The sequence below is a fragment of the Paenibacillus sp. 4624 genome, from assembly GCF_050435065.1.
In the GTDB taxonomy this organism is placed as follows: Bacteria; Bacillota; Bacilli; order Paenibacillales; family Paenibacillaceae; genus Paenibacillus; species Paenibacillus amylolyticus_D.
In genome coordinates, this window is record NZ_JBNDJR010000001.1 from 87071 (window position 1) to 105345 (window position 18275).

The window sequence follows — 18275 nt, forward strand, 5'->3', positions numbered from 1 at the left end:
AAAATTTAAATTTATATATGAGCACTAGAGTTCTATGTCATAAAGGAAGTGTACTGTGTCCAAAGTAAAATTTTTTCATACCAAGCAAATAGGAAAGTACGACTGTGGCATAGCTTGCGCTTCTTCAGTCTACCGATATTATGGATATGATTATAGTGTTGATTATCTTTCTGATTATTTGCCCTCAGAGAATAGATACTCTTTAAGAGAAATGGTAATTTTATTAAGTATTGAAAATCATCTAAAAACTCGAATTGTTGAAGTAGACAAAAACAGAATGTCCGAGGTTCTTGAGAATATAAAATTTCCTTTTATATCCTTATGTAGTGTGAATAACCAAGGTCACTACGTGGTAGTTTATGAATGGAATTCTAAAACGAATAAATTGAAAATAAGTGATCCAAGTAATGAAGGGATTAAAAACATATCACTATCTCAATTTCAGAAAATGTCAAATGGGATTTTTCTGTTGATAGAAGGTCAGTTTTCTTCAGTGAAATCTGAATCTAGTAAGAGTTCTTTTTTTATTTTGATTAAGGATATTGTAAGGAACAATTTGCTGAGTATACTATTTTCCTTTTTAATCTCAGTGATCATTGTAATTTTAGCCATTGTAGGATCTTTTTATTTTAAATTAGTTGTAGATTATATTATTCCACGCAGTTTAGATAATTTTATATTTCAGTTATGTCTTGTTTTCGTAGGAGTAGTGCTACTGCATGGGTTGTTCATTTATCTACGAGGAAAGCTTATTATCAAACTATCTAATAATCTAGATAAATCATTATCTAATAAATATTTCGAAAAATTAATTAAGTTAAAGATTAATTTTTTTGAGAACAGGGCTGATGGGGAAGTTATCTCTAGGTTTAACGATGTTTCTTTTATAAGAGGTTTTATAAGTGTTACATTTGTGTCTGCTCTTTTAGATTTCGTAATTGTTCTTTCACTTGGTTTTATTATTTACAAATTTAATTCGATTCTTTTTATTGTTCTATTAGCTTTTATTCTTATACTGGGAGCACTGACCGTATTATTTTATGGTTCTATTCAAGTCCGAAGTAGAGATTTAATGCTCACAAAGGCTGAAACTAATTCTTATTTAGTACATTTTTTAAAATTTATGCCTACAATATTCTCCCTAAATAAAAAGAAGTATTTCATAAATCGATTTCAAGGTGTATTTGGAGAACAGCTAAAAGCGCTCTTGAAAGATCAGAAGAATGATAATCTCTTTTCGACGTGTAAGTTTTTAGTTCAAGGCATTTTTTTTGTAGTATTCATTTCTATAGGTGCACAGCAGATCATAGCAGACTCGTTGACATTAGGAGACTTACTATTTATTAATTCTTTAGTTAGTTTCATGATGGGTTCCTTAGAAGGCTTGTTAACACTACAATCTGATTTTCAAAAAGCTGTTGTATCTGTTTCGAGATATACGGATATTTTAAAATACCCAGAGCGAAAATTAAGTGAGCATAAATTAAATTTAGAACATGTCAATACGATTAACATCAACGATCTGTCGTACCAATTTCCAAATAACAAAACTGTGTTTGAAGAAGTTGACCTTAATGTTAATGCTGGAGATAAGGTGGTTTGCGTAGGAGAGAGCGGTGCAGGAAAAAGTACATTTGCCAAACTTATTGTTGGTTTGTATGAATCCAAACCAAATCAAATTCGGATTAATGGTAAGGATATTACAGATTATTCTGAAGAAAGTCTTCGTAAAGAAATGATGTTAATTGGTGAAGCTCCTTTCTTATTTAAAGGTTCCATTAGAGAAAACTTGGTAATGGGAGAGAATATAAGCGATGGAGAAATACTAAATGCGTGTCGATTAGCTGAGTGTCTTGAAATTATAGAAACTCTACCAGGCGGTTTAGATTATCTGATCACTGAGAATGGGACTAATCTATCTTCTGGTCAGAGACAAAGACTTGCCTATGCTAGATTGATTCTGTTAAATCCTTCTGTAATTATACTAGATGAAGCTTTAAGCAATGTAGATGAAGTAAGTTTGAAAAGAATATATGATCATATGATCGATATGAAAGCTACAATCATTTATATAACACATAATACTAATTTAATTGAACAATTTGATCGTAAAATTATTTTTAAAGATAGACGTATCTACGAAACTGTTAATAGAAAGGACTTTAATTATGAATAAAAAATTAATATCCATTACGCTTGCTGTCGTTGCTGTATTTATGTTGGTTTGGGTACTAAACTCAGAAGCGTTGGAAAAACCTAAGTATAGCAAAATATCACTTCAGAACTATGAAGAAAATATTAATAATAAAAATGATTTTATGATATATGTTTATAAAGCTAGCTGCGCAGTTTGCCATGAAGTTAAGCCATTTATCAACGAAGTAATTGAGACTGAAAAATTCGATATGTTAGCTATGGATGCGGATGAGGAAGGAAACCTCAATGTGAAGTTTTTTGAAAACCAAAAGTTGGAGAAGTCCCCTACAATAATCTATTATGAAGCAGGAAAAGAGAAAGATCGTTTGGAAGGGTATCAGACAAAAGAAGAAATAAGAGAATTCGTAACAAAATATAAGAAAAGTTAATCTGCTAAAGAGGAGGCTTGTACAGTGTATCTAAATGAACTGAAATCTTCTCTTAATTTTTCGGTTTTAGAGAGTAAATTGAGCGAGGATCTAAAATTAGTATCTGGAATCCCTGAAGAATTCAATATTGACTTAAATGGACAGCAACTTAAAGACTGGGTTGATTCCTACAACAGTTATTCATGTCCGACCATTGCATGTGGAATATTAACTTATAATGAAGAAAATAGAATAAAAAGATGTTTGCAAAGTGTAATGAATGAATTCGATGAGATTATTGTACTGGATTCTTTATCCTCAGATCAGACGGTTGAATTAATTAAAGAAAACTATCCCAAAGTGAAGGTAATTACTGAGAAATGGAGGGATGATTTTTCATTCCATCGTAATTTACTAAGATCCTCTACGAATTCTGAATGGATATATTATATTGATTCTGACAATACTTACGATCCCACCAATGAAGGTAAGATTCATAGAATTGTAAGATTACTCAGTTATATTGGATTTAACGGTGTTGTAAGCCCAGTAATAAAAGAACATGATGGTCATGTCTATACAGATAATCGGAAACTTTTTCCGATTAATAGCGGAATACGGTACTTCGGAAGAGTTCATGAAGAACCTCTGTTAGAGAATGGTCAGTCTCCAATTCATGCTACTATGGACATTCTAGTTCATCATGATGGTTATGATCCTCTAAAGGTCAATATGAACGATAAAACAAACCGAAATTTGAGACTAACTCAAATGATGCTAGAAGATGAGCCTGGACATCCTAAATGGTTATACTTTCTAGCAAAGGAAGTTTATCATACTCAGAATAACTTAAATATCGAAGAGGTAAAGTCTATTCTTATAGAAGCTATTAGAAGATACGAATCTTCAGAGTATAAAAGATATTTACCGGAAGCTATATTGTTTTTGTGTGATTTATCAATTAGAACTAATTCCTACTCACAATTGAGTAAGTATGTAGATTTGTTAGAACAAATCTCGCCAAATTGTGTTGATGTTGACTACTACAGAGCCGTGCTTGTTCTACAGGACATAACTGTACGCACTGCAAAGTTGGCTAACTATGTTAAAGAGTCTTTACAGGATAATACAAAGTATAGCTATATTAACTCTACCAAAGACCATATTAGACTGATATTAACTAATATAATGTGGCTAATGAATAATTGGGATGAGGCTAACAAAATAAATCATGAAATAAGAAGTGAGGACAAAAAAATCATCTTCTCAAATATGTTAAATGAAATAAACGATTGGTTAAGCACTCTGAAGGAGGAAGAACGTTGATTCCAGTAAGTTTCTTGGTTTCTTTAGTAGCAATGCTTGGAAGTTTGTACTTTAGTGAGATTGCAGGGTTAATTCCTTGCAAGTTATGCTGGTATCAAAGAATCCTAATGTATCCTCTACCGTTAATTATCGTAATTGGTGCAATAAAAAATGATCCATATCTTAAATATTACACTCGTTGTTTTTCAGCAATTGGCATAATTATCGCGGGTTACCACTACCTTATTCAACTAAGTGTGGTGAAAAGTACATCGTGTGGATTTGGTACCGTTTCTTGCGATCAAGTCCATGTGGAATATTTCAACTTTCTTACAATCCCACTAATGTCATTGATAGCGTTCATATTAATATTTATAAGCTCTTTTATAAAGGATAAAGTCAAATCCTAGTGAGGAAATTGTGAAATAACCATTTAAGTGTATCAATTAAAACTAAAACAGCAACGACTTTTCCGTCATCTGGATAATTTCGTTGCTGTTTTTTTATTCTCTTATTTAGCTACAAGCACAGTTTAATACAGGTTTACGTGCTGCGGTCGTTTCATCGAGACGAGTTACCGGTGTGCCGTACGGAGCATTGAGCACCAATTCCGGTGTTTCTTCTGCTTCCTTGGCAATACGGATCATTGTATCAATAAATCCGTCCAGCGTTTCTTTGCTCTCGGTTTCCGTTGGCTCAATCATAATGCACTCTTCCACATTAAGCGGGAAGTAGATGGTTGGCGGGTGATAACCAAAATCCAGCAGGCGCTTTGCCACATCCAGCGTGCGCACACCATACTGTTTCAGGCCGCGGCCTGACATAACAAATTCATGTTTGCATACACCCGGATACGGAATCTCGTAATGAGGTGCCAGGCGAGCCATCATATAATTGGCATTCAGCACAGCGCATTCGGATACACGGCGAAGCCCTTCTGGTCCATAAGTGCGGATATAAGCATAAGCACGAACAAGAATACCGAAGTTGCCATAATAGGCTTTGACCCGACCGATCGATTGATCTCCTTCGTAATCCAGAGCGTACATGCCTTGATCATTTTGAACAACCATCGGTTTAGGTAAGAACGGGATCAGGCGGCTCTTCACACCGACAGGTCCAGCACCAGGGCCACCACCACCGTGAGGCGTGCTCATCGTTTTATGCAAGTTCAGATGCACCACATCAAAGCCCATATCTCCCGGACGTGTAATGCCCATAATGGCATTCGAGTTGGCTCCGTCATAATACAACAATCCGCCAGCTTCGTGCACGATGGACGCAATCTCTTGAATATCCTTTTCAAACAACCCGAGCGTATTCGGATTCGTCAGCATGAGTGCTGCGGTATCTGAGCCGACTGCTGCACGGAGGGCATCCAGATCCACCAAACCGTCCGTCCGCGACGGGATTGTCACCGTTTCGAATCCGGCCACGGTTGCGCTGGCCGGGTTCGTGCCATGAGATGAATCCGGTACGATAACCTTGGTACGCAGTTCGCCACGGCTTTCGTGATAAGCTCGAATCATCATAAGTCCGGTCCATTCCCCGTGTGCTCCGGCAGCAGGCTGCAGGGTTACGGCATCCATACCTGTCAGACCTGAAAGATCATTTTGCAAGGTATGGAGCAGTTCGAGAGCACCTTGAAGACTGGATTCATGCTGATATGGATGGATTTTGGCAAAGCCGTTGTAACGTGCTACATCTTCATTAATCTTTGGATTGTATTTCATCGTACAGGAACCGAGCGGATAAAAGCCGTTATCTACCCCGAAGTTGCGGCGGGATAATGCCGTGTAGTGACGAATAACATCAACCTCGAATACTTCCGGCAACGCTGCCGCTTCCGAGCGCAGCATTTCCCGGGGAATCAACGTGTCTGCATCCTGACGGGGAACATCACATTCCGGCAAGGAATAGGCCACACGTCCAGGACTGCTCAACTCAAAAATCAGAGTTTGTTCGGGAGCAACGGATGGTGTAAGTTGCGTAATGGTTGAGGTTCCTTGGGCTTGAGAATCCATTCCAGTCTGCTGATTGACTGACTGATGGAGGTTAGATGTTTCCGGTGAAGTACCCGCAATGTTTGCTTTTGTAGTCGTTTCCTGAGTCACAGCGATCCCTCCAATACACGTGCGAATTCATCCATCTCTTCTTTGCTGCGTCGCTCGGTAACAGCAATGAGCATATGTCCAGCAAGTTCTGGATAATCACGTCCGAGTTCGTAACCGCCGATGAATCCTGCATCCAGCAGTTTCAGCTGAAGAGCATCCACATCGGTTCCTTCAGGGAGCTGGATAACGAACTCGTTAAACGTAGGGGCATTAAAAGTGAGTCTAACCCCAGGAATGGCTTTTAACGTATTTAGAGCGTAATGACTCTTTTGCAAGTTCAGATCAGCAACATCAATCATGCCCTGTCTTCCCATGGTAGACATATAGACGGAAGCACTAAGTGCTAACAACGCCTGATTTGAACAGATGTTAGATGTCGCTTTTTCGCGGCGAATATGTTGTTCACGTGCTTGCAGCGTCAGCACGAAGCCGCGTTTGCCGTTGCGATCGGTCGTCTGACCGACGATTCGACCAGGAATCCGGCGCATGTGAGCCTGGGATACGGCGAAGTATCCGCAAGTGGGTCCGCCGAGCGAAGCGGCGATTCCGAGGGGCTGCGCATCGCCTACAACGATGTCGGCTCCCAGCTTGCCTGGGGCTTCCAGCAAACCTAGCGACAGCGGGTTGGCGCTCACCACGAGCAGTCCTTTGTGCGTGTGCACAAGGTCGGCAGCCTGTTTTACATTTTCCACGGCACCAAAGAAGTTCGGGCTTTGAATCATAACCGCCGCAGTATCGTCCGAAATGGCTGCTTGCAGCGCATCCCAATCGGTAACCCCATCTTTATAACCAATCTCTACAATCTCCAGACTCAGGCCATGTGCGTACGCCTGCAATACTTGACGGGCTTCAGGGTGAACGGTGCGAGATACGATAAGCTGTTTGCGACGGGTAGCTGCGGCGGCAAGATTGCCTGCTTCCGCAAAAGCTGTCGCACCGTCATACATACTCGCATTGGCTACCGCCATACCTGTCAACTCGCAAATATACGACTGAAATTCGAAGATGGCTTGTAATTCTCCTTGGCTGATCTCAGGCTGATAAGGGGTGTAAGCCGTATAAAACTCCGAACGGGAAATGACATGGTTGATGACAGAAGGGATGTGATGGTCATAGATGCCTGCGCCAAGGAAACTGGCATGTGTCTCAAAGTTGGCATTGGAGCCAGCTTGTTTCGACATATGGCGTGTTAATGCGTATTCGTCCAGCTTGGAGGAGACAGGCAACTCGCCCTGATAACGAATCTCCTTCGGGATATCTTTGAATAAATCTTCAAGCGTATCCACGCCGATCGTGGCCAGCATTGCGCTCTGGTCTTGTTCTGTCATGGGGATGTAGCGGTGCTTGCTCATGCTTGCTCAGCTCCTTGGATAGGTGTCTTTAACGTACGTGTCCGTTTATGAAAAGGAGTCTTGACGACCTCGGCTTTTAGCTTTTTCCCACGAATCTCAATCTCCAGTGGTGTACCCAGTGCAGTATACTTGCTGTCAATCAAGGCAAGCCCCAGATTACGTTTCAAGGTCGGCGACTGTGTACCGGTTGTCACTTCACCGATCTGAACGCCGTCCGCATAGATCGGGTAATGTGGCCGCGGAATGCCGCGCTCCAGCACTTCGATGCCGATCAGCTTGCGGGCAGGGCCGTCATTTTTTTGTTGCAACAAAGCTTGATGTCCGATAAAAGGTCCGGTATTTAATTTCACAAACATGCCAAGTCCTGCCTCCAGCGGAGAGATGGTTGGTGACAGCTCCTGACCGTACAAAGGCAGCTTCGCTTCGAATCGCAGTGTATCACGCGCACCGAGTCCTGCTGGAACGAGGCCTACATCAGCACCGGCTTCCATCAGCCCGTTCCATACGAGAGCCGCCTGATCTGCTGCAACATACAGTTCAAAGCCATCTTCACCTGTATATCCGGTGCGCGACAGTAGCAGCTTTACTCCGCATACCTCGGCATGCTGTACGAAGCGGAAAGGTTCAATAGCGCCCGCATCCACGTTCGTATCTATAACCTTAGCCAAAATATCAACCGACAGGGGGCCTTGTAGCGCAAGCAGTGCCGTTTGCTCGGAATCATTGGTCATGTTCACGCCCGGTATAATGTGCTCCTGCAACCAAGCCCAATCCTTGTCGATATTAGAGGCATTAACGACCAGCATGTATTGTTGCTCCGCCAGCTTGTAGATCAGCAGATCATCAACTACACCGCCATCGGGATAACACATCAGCGTGTATTGTGCCTGACCTGGTACAATTGCGGTCACGTCGTTGGTCATCATGTGTTGTAAAAAGGCTTCCGCCTGTTCACCCGTTACAGTGAATTCACCCATATGGGATACATCAAACAGCCCGGCGCGCTCGCGCACGGCTTCATGTTCCTTTTGAATCCCACTAAACTGCACGGGCAACTCCCAACCGCCAAAATCAATGCAACGTACACCTTCATATTGCGCATATAGGGGAAAGAGTGGTGTTCTTAACAAATCAGACATCGGATCACCTCATCATAGACCGTTAGTAGGCCAAGTATAGAAACATGGATCTGTGAGCCAAGTAATTAATGCTTAAATCATTTTAGTCATCAAGAGTCAATAGCCAACCATTTTACATTTTTTCATTTGTTATGTTCAGTACGATTCTAGAACCTGCAATTCATTTTTTGGGAAAAAGGAAAAGGACAGGCCAAAGAACCGGCATGCCAAGTAGCACGCTGTATTCTTAGGCTCTGTCCCTTGTACCTGAGAGTTACCCCGCCGTTTATTCAGACAGGTTTCCCCTTGGGTGATCATAACGTCCCGAAGTGGACGATTAGATGCTCTCCAGAGTTGCGTCCTGTAAAAGTCCTTTTGCCTGAGAGATTCACCCCCGCTTGTCGGTGGTTTACTCCTTCGGCGCCGCCCCATGCACATCCCCAAACCGGGTGTGCGGGCAATCTCTCCCTTTACATTCATCCGCGGTTCATACGTAGTCCAATTAACTTCAGTTGCTCTTCTCATTAAAACGTGAATCCACTCCTGATGTCAAGAACGATATCATTGAAATTGTGTGAAATACGAATATTTAATACTGATTATTCATTAATGTTCGTTTATTTTAAAAGAGTGCGCTTACTATTCTAATATTCACCATTATATGCAGAAAGAGTAGTGTGAGGTTACACACGTTGAGATCTCGAAATTGAAATAAACTGTGAGCTAACTTGACATTTGAATCTGAAATATCATACGCTATTGTTTGGGAAAAAGGTGAAGGTCAAAGAACGCATGCACTCATTAATGAAAAGCGAGGCGGATATCGATGAGCGAATTGAGAAATGATTTCCTGTACAGTAAAGAGCACGAATGGGTGCAAACCGTAGGGGAGGATACCGTACGTATTGGCATTACCGAGTTCGCACAGCATCAGCTGGGTGACATTGTGTTTGTAGAATTGCCTGATCTTGAAGCCAGTGTAAAAGCAGAAGACAGCATCGGTACGATTGAATCCGTCAAAACGGTGTCTGATCTGTTCTCACCCGTCAGCGGCACCATTGTTGCAGTGAATGAAGCTTTGCAGGACTCGCCAGAACTGGTGAATAGCTCTCCTTATGAAGAAGGCTGGATGATCGAAATCCGTGTCGATGGTGATGTAACAGCTGCATTATCCACATTGCTGAATGCGGATGCATATCTTAAACATACCGAAGAGTAGGAAAGAATGGATCGTTTAGTTGATTTGTACTTATTGACATATGTGTAATCCCACTTGAATATAAAAATCTTGTTCTTTAAACCTGCGTGAGCTATGGAGCTTGTGCAGGTTTTTTGCTGTTTTTTTGCGCATAATGGAGGGGGTTAAGTAGGAGTGACATAAAATCATGAATAAAAAAAATTCAAAAGGACCAAGCTATTCTATTGCTCTGCATATTGTATATGAACAAAGTCATAGGCAAGAAAAACCTTGTGTATCAACGGATTGAGCATATATTCCTGATTAAAAGCGATTACATAATCCAATGTTGTCATCATTGTTCATGACGAAAGTACGCTTTCATTTGATTGAAGAGGAAGGGTTTCTCGCTTAGGATTACAGCAGGGGATCGATGATACCCCTTTCATACGAAATAATGACTTGATTCAAGGAGGATAAACCAATGAGTAATTTGGATCAAACATCCAATTCCAAAGGTGGGTTACGTGTTGGTGTGCAACGCTTCGGACGATTCCTGAGCGGTATGGTCATGCCTAATATGGGGGCATTTATTGCTTGGGGATTAATTACAGCGATGTTTATCAAAACAGGATGGTTTCCGAATGCGACAATAGAGCAGCTTGTAGGTCCGATGATTACTTATTTGCTGCCGCTGCTGATCGGTTATACCGGGGGTACGATGGTGCATGGCACACGTGGGGGTGTCGTCGGGGCGATTATGACCATCGGTGTCATTGTCGGAACGGATATTCCAATGTTCCTCGGAGCCATGATTGCGGGGCCTTTCGGTGCTTGGGTGATCAAGAAGTTTGATAAATCCATTGAGGGCAAGATCAGAGCCGGTTTTGAGATGCTGGTCAACAATTTCTCGGCAGGAATCATCGGTGGTATTTTGGGCATCTTTGCTTTGCTAGGTATCGGGCCGGCAGTTGAGGCCATCAGCAAAGTGTTGTCTGCCGGCGTACAGGGTTTGATGAACCTGGGATTGCTGCCACTTGTCAATCTGATTATTGAACCGGGTAAAGTACTGTTCCTGAACAATGCCATTAACCACGGGATTTTAACACCAATCGCAACAGATCAGGCAAGAGAACTAGGCAAATCCGTTCTTTACATGCTTGAGTCTAACCCGGGACCGGGACTGGGTATTTTGCTCGCTTACTGTTTCTTCGGACGTGGAGTAGCAAAATCTTCTGCACCTGGTGCGGTGGTCATTCATTTCTTCGGCGGGATTCATGAGATTTACTTCCCGTACATCCTGATGAGACCGATTCTGATTCTGGCAGCCATTGCAGGCGGTGTAGCGGGTACGTTAACGTTCATGCTAACTGGCGCAGGACTGGTTTCGGCACCATCACCAGGCAGTATCATTGCCTATTTCCTGTTGACACCTAAAGGCGGATATATCCCGATGCTTGCAGGGGTTATTGTGGCAGCGGTGGTTTCCTTCCTGATTGCCTCTCTACTACTCAAAACCGGTAAACAGAAGGAAGAAGATCTGGAAGCGGCCTCCAGCCGAATGAAAGATATGAAGAGCCAAGGCAATACAGCAAATGCAGCCATCACAGCGGATAACCAGGAAGCGAACAGAGCGGCAGATATCGCAAGTTCCGTTGCATCCAAGGCAAAAGCAGATGTGAAAAAGATTGTTTTCTCCTGCGATGCAGGTATGGGTTCCAGTGCAATGGGTGCTTCGATTCTGCGCAAAAAAATGAAAGCCGAAGGAATTGACGTTGCTGTAACTAACACGGCGATTAGTGAAATTCCGCAAGACGCAGACGTTGTGATTACGCAAAAAACACTAACGGATCGTGCACGTTCAGTAGCACCTAATGCAGAGCATATATCCATTGACAACTTCCTAAAAAGCCCGGAATACGACGCACTTGTTGAACGTTTGAAGTAAACGGGGGCAGACTGCGAACCATCTTCAAACAAGGGCAGCCGTTTTCCCAGAGCCGGAGGCTGAGATATGAGTATTACGAAAAGACAACGTGAAATCGTGGAATTCCTGTTGGAGCATCCCCATGAAGTCACGGCGGGTGAAATTGCCGTTGAAGTAAAAGTGAGTACACGTACCGTGCATCGTGAGCTGCTGATGATCGAGCAGTGGCTTGAACCACTCGGTATGCGCCTCGAAAAAAAGTCGGGAACCGGAATACGCATTGATTCCGGTTCAGATGACCTCAGTGCATTACGCCAGAAACTGGAGGGTAATGAATATGTAGAGTTTACGCCTGAAGAGCGTAAGCTCTTCATGCTTTGCATCCTGCTGGATGAAGCTGAGCCGGTCAAACTGCTCGCTCTCGCTTCGGATCTGAAAGTGACCGTTTCGACGGTCACCAACGATCTGGATGATCTGGAATCACGCATTCGGCAGGCGGGTCTGAAGCTTGTTCGAAGGCGAGGCTATGGTGTGAAAATTACCGGAAGTGAAGCGATTCATCGCAGAGCCATTGCAGCGCTTGCTTTGGAAGTACTGGATGAGTCGGATCTCTTTGGCAGACAGCCTGAGCAAGGGGGCTCCATCGTTAATCAAAAGTTGCTCAGTATGATCGGTCATAGCGACGTACTTACCATTGAAAATGCATTATGGCAACCGGATATCGAATGGCTTGAAAAAATACCTGAACGGCAGTACATGAAACTGCTCATTCAGTTATCGGCAGCTGTGGTTCGGATACGTAAAGGTTTTAATATAGAACGTTCTTCCTCAGGGATAAGAACGATTGCAGGCACTGGAACCGTGGCGGAGCAACATGAAGAGAGAGTGCCAGTTTTCATGGCTTCGCGCCTTTGCAGTGTTCTATCCTCACAGCTTGGAGTCGGCTTCCCGGATGAAGAGCAAGCTTATTTTCACCAATTGCTTACGGAGACAGAGCAACAGATTCATTCTTCACGCCTGCTCCCGATCGATGATCTGATTCTGATGGACAGAGTGCATTCGCTTACGGACCAGATGCAGGAAAGAACAGGTTATGACTTTCATGAAGACCGCTTGCTGCGCGAAGGATTAATTGGACATATGGTGCCGGTTATGGAGCGACTTGAGGGGCATCAGATGATACGTAATCCACTGCTACAGCAGATTCGCAAGGATTATGACACCCTTTTCGAACAAGTGAAAAAGTCCGTGTTACAGGCATGGCCCGGGGCAGAAGTTCCGGATGAGGAGATCGGTTTTCTTGTCATGCACTTTGGTGCATCCATAGAACGATTGCGGGCGTTAAAGCAAGATATTCGAGCCATCGTTGTATGTAACAGTGGCATTGGCTCCTCGCGCATGCTATCCAGTCGTTTATCCAAGGAGTTTCCAGAGATTCAGATTATAGACAGCGTCTCTTGGTACGAAGCCGCGCGAATGCCAACCGAAGAATATGATCTGGTGTTGTCTACGGTCGATTTGCCAATGGAGGAAGATCAGTATTACAAGGTCAGTCCGCTATTGACAGCGGAGGAAAGTGAAAGTCTACGGCATTTTATCAAAACCACAACGTTACAGCGGCAGCATCGCAAATCCCGCGACATGGGCAATGAGACAACCACTCGTAGAATCTCCGATGCGGACGGAATGGAAGCAACGCTGCTTGAAATTGTACGGATTATCGGTAAGTTCCAGGTACATGCGATGGATAACACTCATCTTGATTTTGCTCAAAGTGTGCTTGAGATGTGTAAGGTTGCACATCGCTCAGGCATATTGAAAGACCCGGGCGAGGTTGCCAAGTTACTTGAGGTTCGTGAATCGATGGGGAGTCAAAAGATTCCGGGGACTCAGCTCGCTCTTTTCCATACACGGAGCGAGAGTATCTACAAGCCGTCCATCAGTCTTTTTCAACTTGAGGAACCTCTGCTTCGAACAGTGGAGGATCCGGAAGGTGTCAGTCATGTATTGCTGATGCTGGGGCCAAAGGAGTTGTCCAAGGAAAGTCTGGAGGTACTCAGCGAGATTAGTGCACTGCTTCTGCAAGAAGAGATGATTACACTGCTGGGCAAAGGAAACAGGGATGAAATCATCCATTACCTGTCCCGTGAATTGGTTGGATTCTATCGTAGTAAAAATGAAATCGGAGGTATATAACATGAGTATGTTAACACAAGACAAAGTCATCATGAACGCTACGGCTCAGGATAAATATGAAGCGATTCGTATGGCAGGACAGATTTTGAAGGATGCAGGCCATATTACTGCGGATTACATTGACAAAATGATTGAACGTGAAGAGATTGTATCCACTTACGTCGGCAATGGGCTGGCTATTCCGCATGGTACAAAAGAGTCCAAAGCGTTCATTCTCTCCACCGGAATCTCGGTGATTCAGTTCCCGCAAGGGGTCGATTTTGGAGAGGAAAAAGCTTATATGGTCATTGGCATCGCGGCACAGGGCGGCGAACATATGGAGATTTTAACGAGCATTGCGGTGATCTGTGCCGAGGAAGAAAATATGGAAGCACTGCGCTATGCGAAAACCGCTGAGGAAGTAATCACCATTCTAGAAAGTGAAATGGAGCTATGAAGGCCCTCCACTTTGGCGCAGGTAACATCGGACGCGGATTTATTGGCTTGATTCTGTCCCGTGCCGGATATGAAGTGACGTTCTCGGATGTAAATCAGGAATTGGTGAATGCTCTTCGGGAGCGTGGGGAGTACACCGTAGAACTTGCCAATGAAAGCAAAGATCAAGAGACCGTAACCGGAGTAACAGCGATTGATGGGCGAGAGTTGCAGACGGTTGCTAAGGCCGTGGCGGATGCTGATCTGGTTACAACCGCAGTTGGTGTAGGTGTGCTAAAGCATATTGCACCCGGAATCGCAGAAGGTCTGGAGCAGAGAAGACGTGCAGGTTCTGTGCAAAAGCCGCTTCATATTATTGCTTGTGAAAATGCAATCGGCGGAAGCGCGCAGCTGAAAGAGCATGTATATGCTCTGCTGGACGAGAAGGCTCGTGCATTTGCTGATGAATATGTTTACTTTCCGAATTCAGCCGTAGACCGAATTGTACCCATCCAGAATCATGAAGACCTGTTGCATGTTCAGGTAGAGCCTTTTTACGAGTGGGTTATAGATCGCTCGCAGATGGCACCTGCTTTCCAACCAATGGATGGTGTCGTTTATGTGGATGATCTGGAACCGTACATTGAGCGGAAGCTGTTTACCGTCAATACGGGACACTGCGTAGCCGCATACATCGGCTATGTGCACGGATATGATACCATTCAGAAGGCCATTGCCGATGAAAAGGTGAAATCCGTTGTATACGGGGCATTGCAGGAAACGGGTCAGGTGCTGGTAAAACGCTTTGGCTTCAACCCGGAAGAGCATGAGCAGTATATTGTAAAAATTCTGGGGCGGTTTGTTAATTCTTATCTGACCGACGAGGTAACCCGTGTGGGGCGCTCGCCCCTGCGCAAGCTCTCCCCGAATGATCGTCTCGTTCGCCCGGCGCTTCTGGCGCGTGAAGACGACATGCCGGTGACACATCTCGCCATGGGCATGGCGGCGGCCTGCAAGTTTGATGTGCCTGATGATCCTGAAGCGGTCGAGCTGCAAAGCATGATCCGTGAAAAAGGCGTCGCAGCTGCACTATCACACTATACTGGTATGGATGAGAACCATCCGGTACTGGTGGAAGCAGTCAAGCAGTACAATCAGATGTAATCGGTTTGTATAACAGTAATCGAATTCTGGCAAAGTGTATTGAAAGCTCAGCGTGGATCCACTAAGGCTGGGACGTTAGTAAGTTTATCTATCTGTTTATACAGAAATATAGATGAAAATATAGATGCCAAATCGTAATAACGAACTTAAGTCCGAATATAAAGAAACCATCCCTTCAAATTCATGATGCAGTTCCATTTGAGAGGGAATGGTTTCTTTTATTTTTCGATCCAGTTAACAATCGGCTCTTCATATCGCTTTAGCGAATAAGAGCTGGTTATAGCAAAAGAGTTACTCATGCTCACGTACATCATTCTTCAAACATCGTTGACAAATGCATGATTTGCCGCGTTGCTCGGCTGGAATGCGTTCAAACACACCTTCGGGGAAGGAAACATGGCCGCACCAACATTCCGAATGTGGTTTACCTTCAGCATAGGCACAAGCATTTCTTTCCCCGCAAAGTGGACATATCAGCGCATTGAGCGTTTGGCTAGGAGTGCTGTCTTGTTGATCAGACACTGCTTATCTCCCCCCTTTTTCATGGTTTTGCAATCAGGGCAGTGACCTTTTGTTGATTTTAGTATAACAAATACATTAGTTATGCACCCGCCTTTTATAATAATGACTTACTCCATCTGCACCGTAAGTAATTCGTATGAGTGTAACGTATACGCGGTTTGTTTTTCGTTGTAGGGCGAGCCTTCATTCTTCCGGTGGCAGCTCAATTTGTAATCCCTCGACATGTTTGCGTCCCATAAGTTTGCGTTTTTTACGGTTTTCTTTGCTTTCCAGCACAATGTCGAGATCATAATTGTCTGGATACAACTCATCAGCAGAAATGTGCAGACGCAGGCGTTTCTTATGAATTTTTAGTTTGCGTCCTCGAATCATGACTCCGATCTGTCCGTGGTTATCCTCTTCTTCACTTACTATGCCTGCCTGATCCAGATAGGCTGCATAGACACGGTCCCCTTTACGAAAAGCACGTATTGGTGCCGGTGCCGGATCGGAGACGGGAGACCTATCGTTTGAAGAGATAGTCTCACTTGGGACGGACTTATGTGCATCATGTTCTATAGATCCATTGTGTTCCATAGAGACAGGCACGGTAGTGTGAAGTTCACCATCTGTTTGTGATTGCGGTTCTTCTGCAACATCTTGCATCTTGTTCTTCGTGAGAGCTTCACCCACAACAGATTTGGAACGATCGATGATATGCTCGGGCATGCCCAGCTTCAGCGCAATGGAATATGCATAACTTTCACCGGCTTCTCCGATCCGAAGTCGATACAGAGGTTGGAGAGATACGGTGTCAAACTCCATGCGTGCATTTTCAAATCCAGATGTGGCTGAGGCAAAATGTTTAATTTCCCCAAAATGTGTTGTAGCCACCACGGTTGCTCCCCGGTGATGCAATTCCTCCAGCATGGCAATGGAAAGTCCTACGCCCTCTCCAGGATCTGTGCCTGACGCCATCTCGTCAATCAGTACAAGCGTGGAAGGATTCGCCTGCTTCAGAATAGTAATCATATTCCGAATATGTGCTGAGAACGTGCTGAGTGCCTGTTCAAGACTCTGACCATCGCCGATATCCACTGCGATCTGTTCGTATACAGCCATTTCACCTCTCTCATCCACAGGAACAAGCAGTCCAGATTGCATCATGAGAGTGAGCAGCCCCAATGTTTTGAGTGCAACGGTTTTGCCGCCTGTATTCGGGCCAGTAATGATAAGGGACGAGTATGTGTATCCGATGGAAAAATCAAGCGGGACCATGGACGGCCCCATCAAGGGATGCCTCGCTCGTTGCAGTTTAACTTTACCGTTGCTATTAACGCGTACGGATCGCCCATCTATAGCCGATGCATATTTTGCTTTGGCGAACAGGAAGTCCAAAACACCAACGGTTTCTGTATTTAAGGCAATTTCTCGGCTGTACGATTCGGCCAGAGAAGTCAAGTCTCCGAGGATTTTCATCTCTTCCCGAGATTCCTCGGCTTGCAGTGAAGAGAGTTCCATCTGCAGTCCTGACAGCTCGGCTGGTTCGATATACACGGTTTGGCCGCTACCCGATTCGTCGAGCACGCTGCCTTTAACCTGTTTGCGGAACTCTTTTTTGATTGGCAGTACGGTTTTTCCATTACGCTGGCTCACGACCTGCTCCTGCATGATCGAACGGTGTTTGCTAACCAGTGAATCCAGCTTGCGCTTCATGCGTTCCTCATTTACGTTGATTTTCTTGCGAATTCTTACGAGTTCCTTGCTCGCTTGATCCTGAATTCGACCGCTGTGGATACAGCGTTCGATCTCACTTCGTAAGGATTCCATAAGCATCATAGAGGAGGCATAACGACTTACGATGGGAGCGATGCCGGATTTACTCTCCATATACTTCATTAGTTGTGTGCAGCTGTGTAGAAATTGCGCGAGATGACTGAAATCACGTTCACTGAACAGATATCCCGTGCCAAGCAGATTGATAATGGTCTCCATTCCCTCCAGCGAAGGGATGGGTACGCTCGCTCCAAAACGGACAAGAGCTGTGGCCTCCGCAGTTTCGTCCAAGCGCATCTGAATCAGATGGACATCAGTCATCGGTTTGAGTTCCTTGGCATAACGTTTGCCCAGATAGGAAAGGGCACAGTCTGCAATATTTTTTTGAATATGATGGAAGCCAAGAGTGGTTAGGGTTTGCTCGTTTGAACTCTTGATATTTGCTGTCATGCTAGCGTCATTATTGTTGATATTAATATTCACGTCTAAATCTCTCCTTCATGTAAAATGTTTTTGTGTGCCTATATTCAAAAAATATTCCTCATGGAAAACACAAAAAGGGCGGAGAATGAACAAACGTCATTCTCCGCCCTGAACGTATGGGAAAGCAAAGTCCGTATAAGGTCTAACCAAAAAATCCGCGCTGAACACAGCGCGGAAATAGACC

Annotated in this window: 14 protein-coding genes and 2 riboswitches; of the genes, 9 read left to right on the forward strand and 5 right to left on the reverse strand. The window is 44.0% G+C overall.

The features are described from left to right. Positions 1-55: 55 nt before the first annotated feature. From ABIE27_RS00445 to ABIE27_RS00460, 4 genes are read left to right on the forward strand one after another with little or no spacing between them, the layout of a single operon-like run. Positions 56-2176, forward strand: a complete 2121-nt coding sequence (locus ABIE27_RS00445; RefSeq protein WP_429349657.1) for a peptidase domain-containing ABC transporter — start codon at positions 56-58, stop codon at positions 2174-2176. Beyond that, positions 2169-2585, forward strand: coding sequence for a thioredoxin family protein (locus ABIE27_RS00450; protein ID WP_123066348.1), 417 nt, complete (start codon positions 2169-2171; stop codon positions 2583-2585). The genes ABIE27_RS00445 and ABIE27_RS00450 overlap by 8 nt, the downstream gene beginning before the upstream one ends. Before the next feature lie 24 nt (positions 2586-2609). After that, positions 2610-3890 carry a SunS family peptide S-glycosyltransferase gene (locus ABIE27_RS00455; protein WP_429349658.1) on the forward strand — a complete coding sequence of 427 codons (1281 nt, stop codon included), beginning with the start codon at positions 2610-2612 and terminating at the stop codon, positions 3888-3890. A 14-nt stretch (positions 3891-3904) separates the two neighbouring features. Continuing rightward, the gene (locus ABIE27_RS00460) at positions 3905-4279 is read left to right on the forward strand and encodes a disulfide oxidoreductase (protein ID WP_345789277.1); all 375 of its coding nucleotides are present in this window, start codon (positions 3905-3907) and stop codon (positions 4277-4279) included. 105 nt (positions 4280-4384) lie between these two features. Here ABIE27_RS00460 and gcvPB read toward each other — a convergent pair whose 3' ends face one another. From gcvPB to gcvT, 3 genes are all read right to left on the reverse strand, one after another. Beyond that, entirely contained in the window at positions 4385-5893 is a 1509-nt protein-coding gene (gene gcvPB, locus ABIE27_RS00465; protein ID WP_123066394.1) for an aminomethyl-transferring glycine dehydrogenase subunit GcvPB, read from the reverse strand. 86 nt (positions 5894-5979) lie between these two features. Then, positions 5980-7335 carry an aminomethyl-transferring glycine dehydrogenase subunit GcvPA gene (gene gcvPA, locus ABIE27_RS00470; protein WP_123066351.1) on the reverse strand — a complete coding sequence of 452 codons (1356 nt, stop codon included), beginning with the start codon at positions 7333-7335 and terminating at the stop codon, positions 5980-5982. Continuing rightward, positions 7332-8474: a glycine cleavage system aminomethyltransferase GcvT gene (gene gcvT / locus ABIE27_RS00475; protein ID WP_429349659.1), complete on the reverse strand. Its 1143-nt coding sequence runs from the start codon at positions 8472-8474 to the stop codon at positions 7332-7334. The genes gcvPA and gcvT overlap by 4 nt, the downstream gene beginning before the upstream one ends. Before the next feature lie 231 nt (positions 8475-8705). Further along, positions 8706-8807: riboswitch (glycine riboswitch) on the reverse strand. Positions 8808-8810: 3 nt separating this feature from the next. Continuing rightward, positions 8811-8933: riboswitch (glycine riboswitch) on the reverse strand. A gap of 346 nt (positions 8934-9279) precedes the next feature. Here gcvT and gcvH point away from each other — a divergent pair. The 5 genes from gcvH (at position 9280) to ABIE27_RS00500 (ending at position 15331) form a co-directional block, all read left to right on the forward strand. Beyond that, entirely contained in the window at positions 9280-9672 is a 393-nt protein-coding gene (gcvH, locus tag ABIE27_RS00480; RefSeq protein ID WP_123066353.1) for a glycine cleavage system protein GcvH, read from the forward strand. Positions 9673-10114: 442 nt separating this feature from the next. Further along, positions 10115-11578 carry a PTS mannitol transporter subunit IICB gene (locus ABIE27_RS00485; RefSeq protein WP_123066354.1) on the forward strand — a complete coding sequence of 488 codons (1464 nt, stop codon included), beginning with the start codon at positions 10115-10117 and terminating at the stop codon, positions 11576-11578. A gap of 66 nt (positions 11579-11644) precedes the next feature. Then, positions 11645-13753 carry a BglG family transcription antiterminator gene (locus tag ABIE27_RS00490; RefSeq protein WP_429349660.1) on the forward strand — a complete coding sequence of 703 codons (2109 nt, stop codon included), beginning with the start codon at positions 11645-11647 and terminating at the stop codon, positions 13751-13753. A gap of 1 nt (position 13754) precedes the next feature. Then, positions 13755-14189: a PTS sugar transporter subunit IIA gene (locus tag ABIE27_RS00495; protein WP_123066356.1), complete on the forward strand. Its 435-nt coding sequence runs from the start codon at positions 13755-13757 to the stop codon at positions 14187-14189. Beyond that, positions 14186-15331, forward strand: coding sequence for a mannitol-1-phosphate 5-dehydrogenase (locus ABIE27_RS00500; RefSeq protein WP_429349661.1), 1146 nt, complete (start codon positions 14186-14188; stop codon positions 15329-15331). Before ABIE27_RS00495 ends, ABIE27_RS00500 begins: the two co-directional genes overlap by 4 nt. A gap of 291 nt (positions 15332-15622) precedes the next feature. On the opposite strand, the gene ABIE27_RS00505 is transcribed toward ABIE27_RS00500, so the two are convergent. Together ABIE27_RS00505 and ABIE27_RS00510 are read right to left on the reverse strand one after the other, a co-directional pair. Continuing rightward, positions 15623-15853, reverse strand: coding sequence for a cysteine-rich CWC family protein (locus ABIE27_RS00505; RefSeq protein WP_192895146.1), 231 nt, complete (start codon positions 15851-15853; stop codon positions 15623-15625). A gap of 183 nt (positions 15854-16036) precedes the next feature. Continuing rightward, complete coding sequence (locus ABIE27_RS00510; protein WP_429349971.1) at positions 16037-18058, reverse strand: endonuclease MutS2; 2022 nt, start codon at positions 18056-18058, stop codon at positions 16037-16039. Positions 18059-18275: the final 217 nt, after the last annotated feature.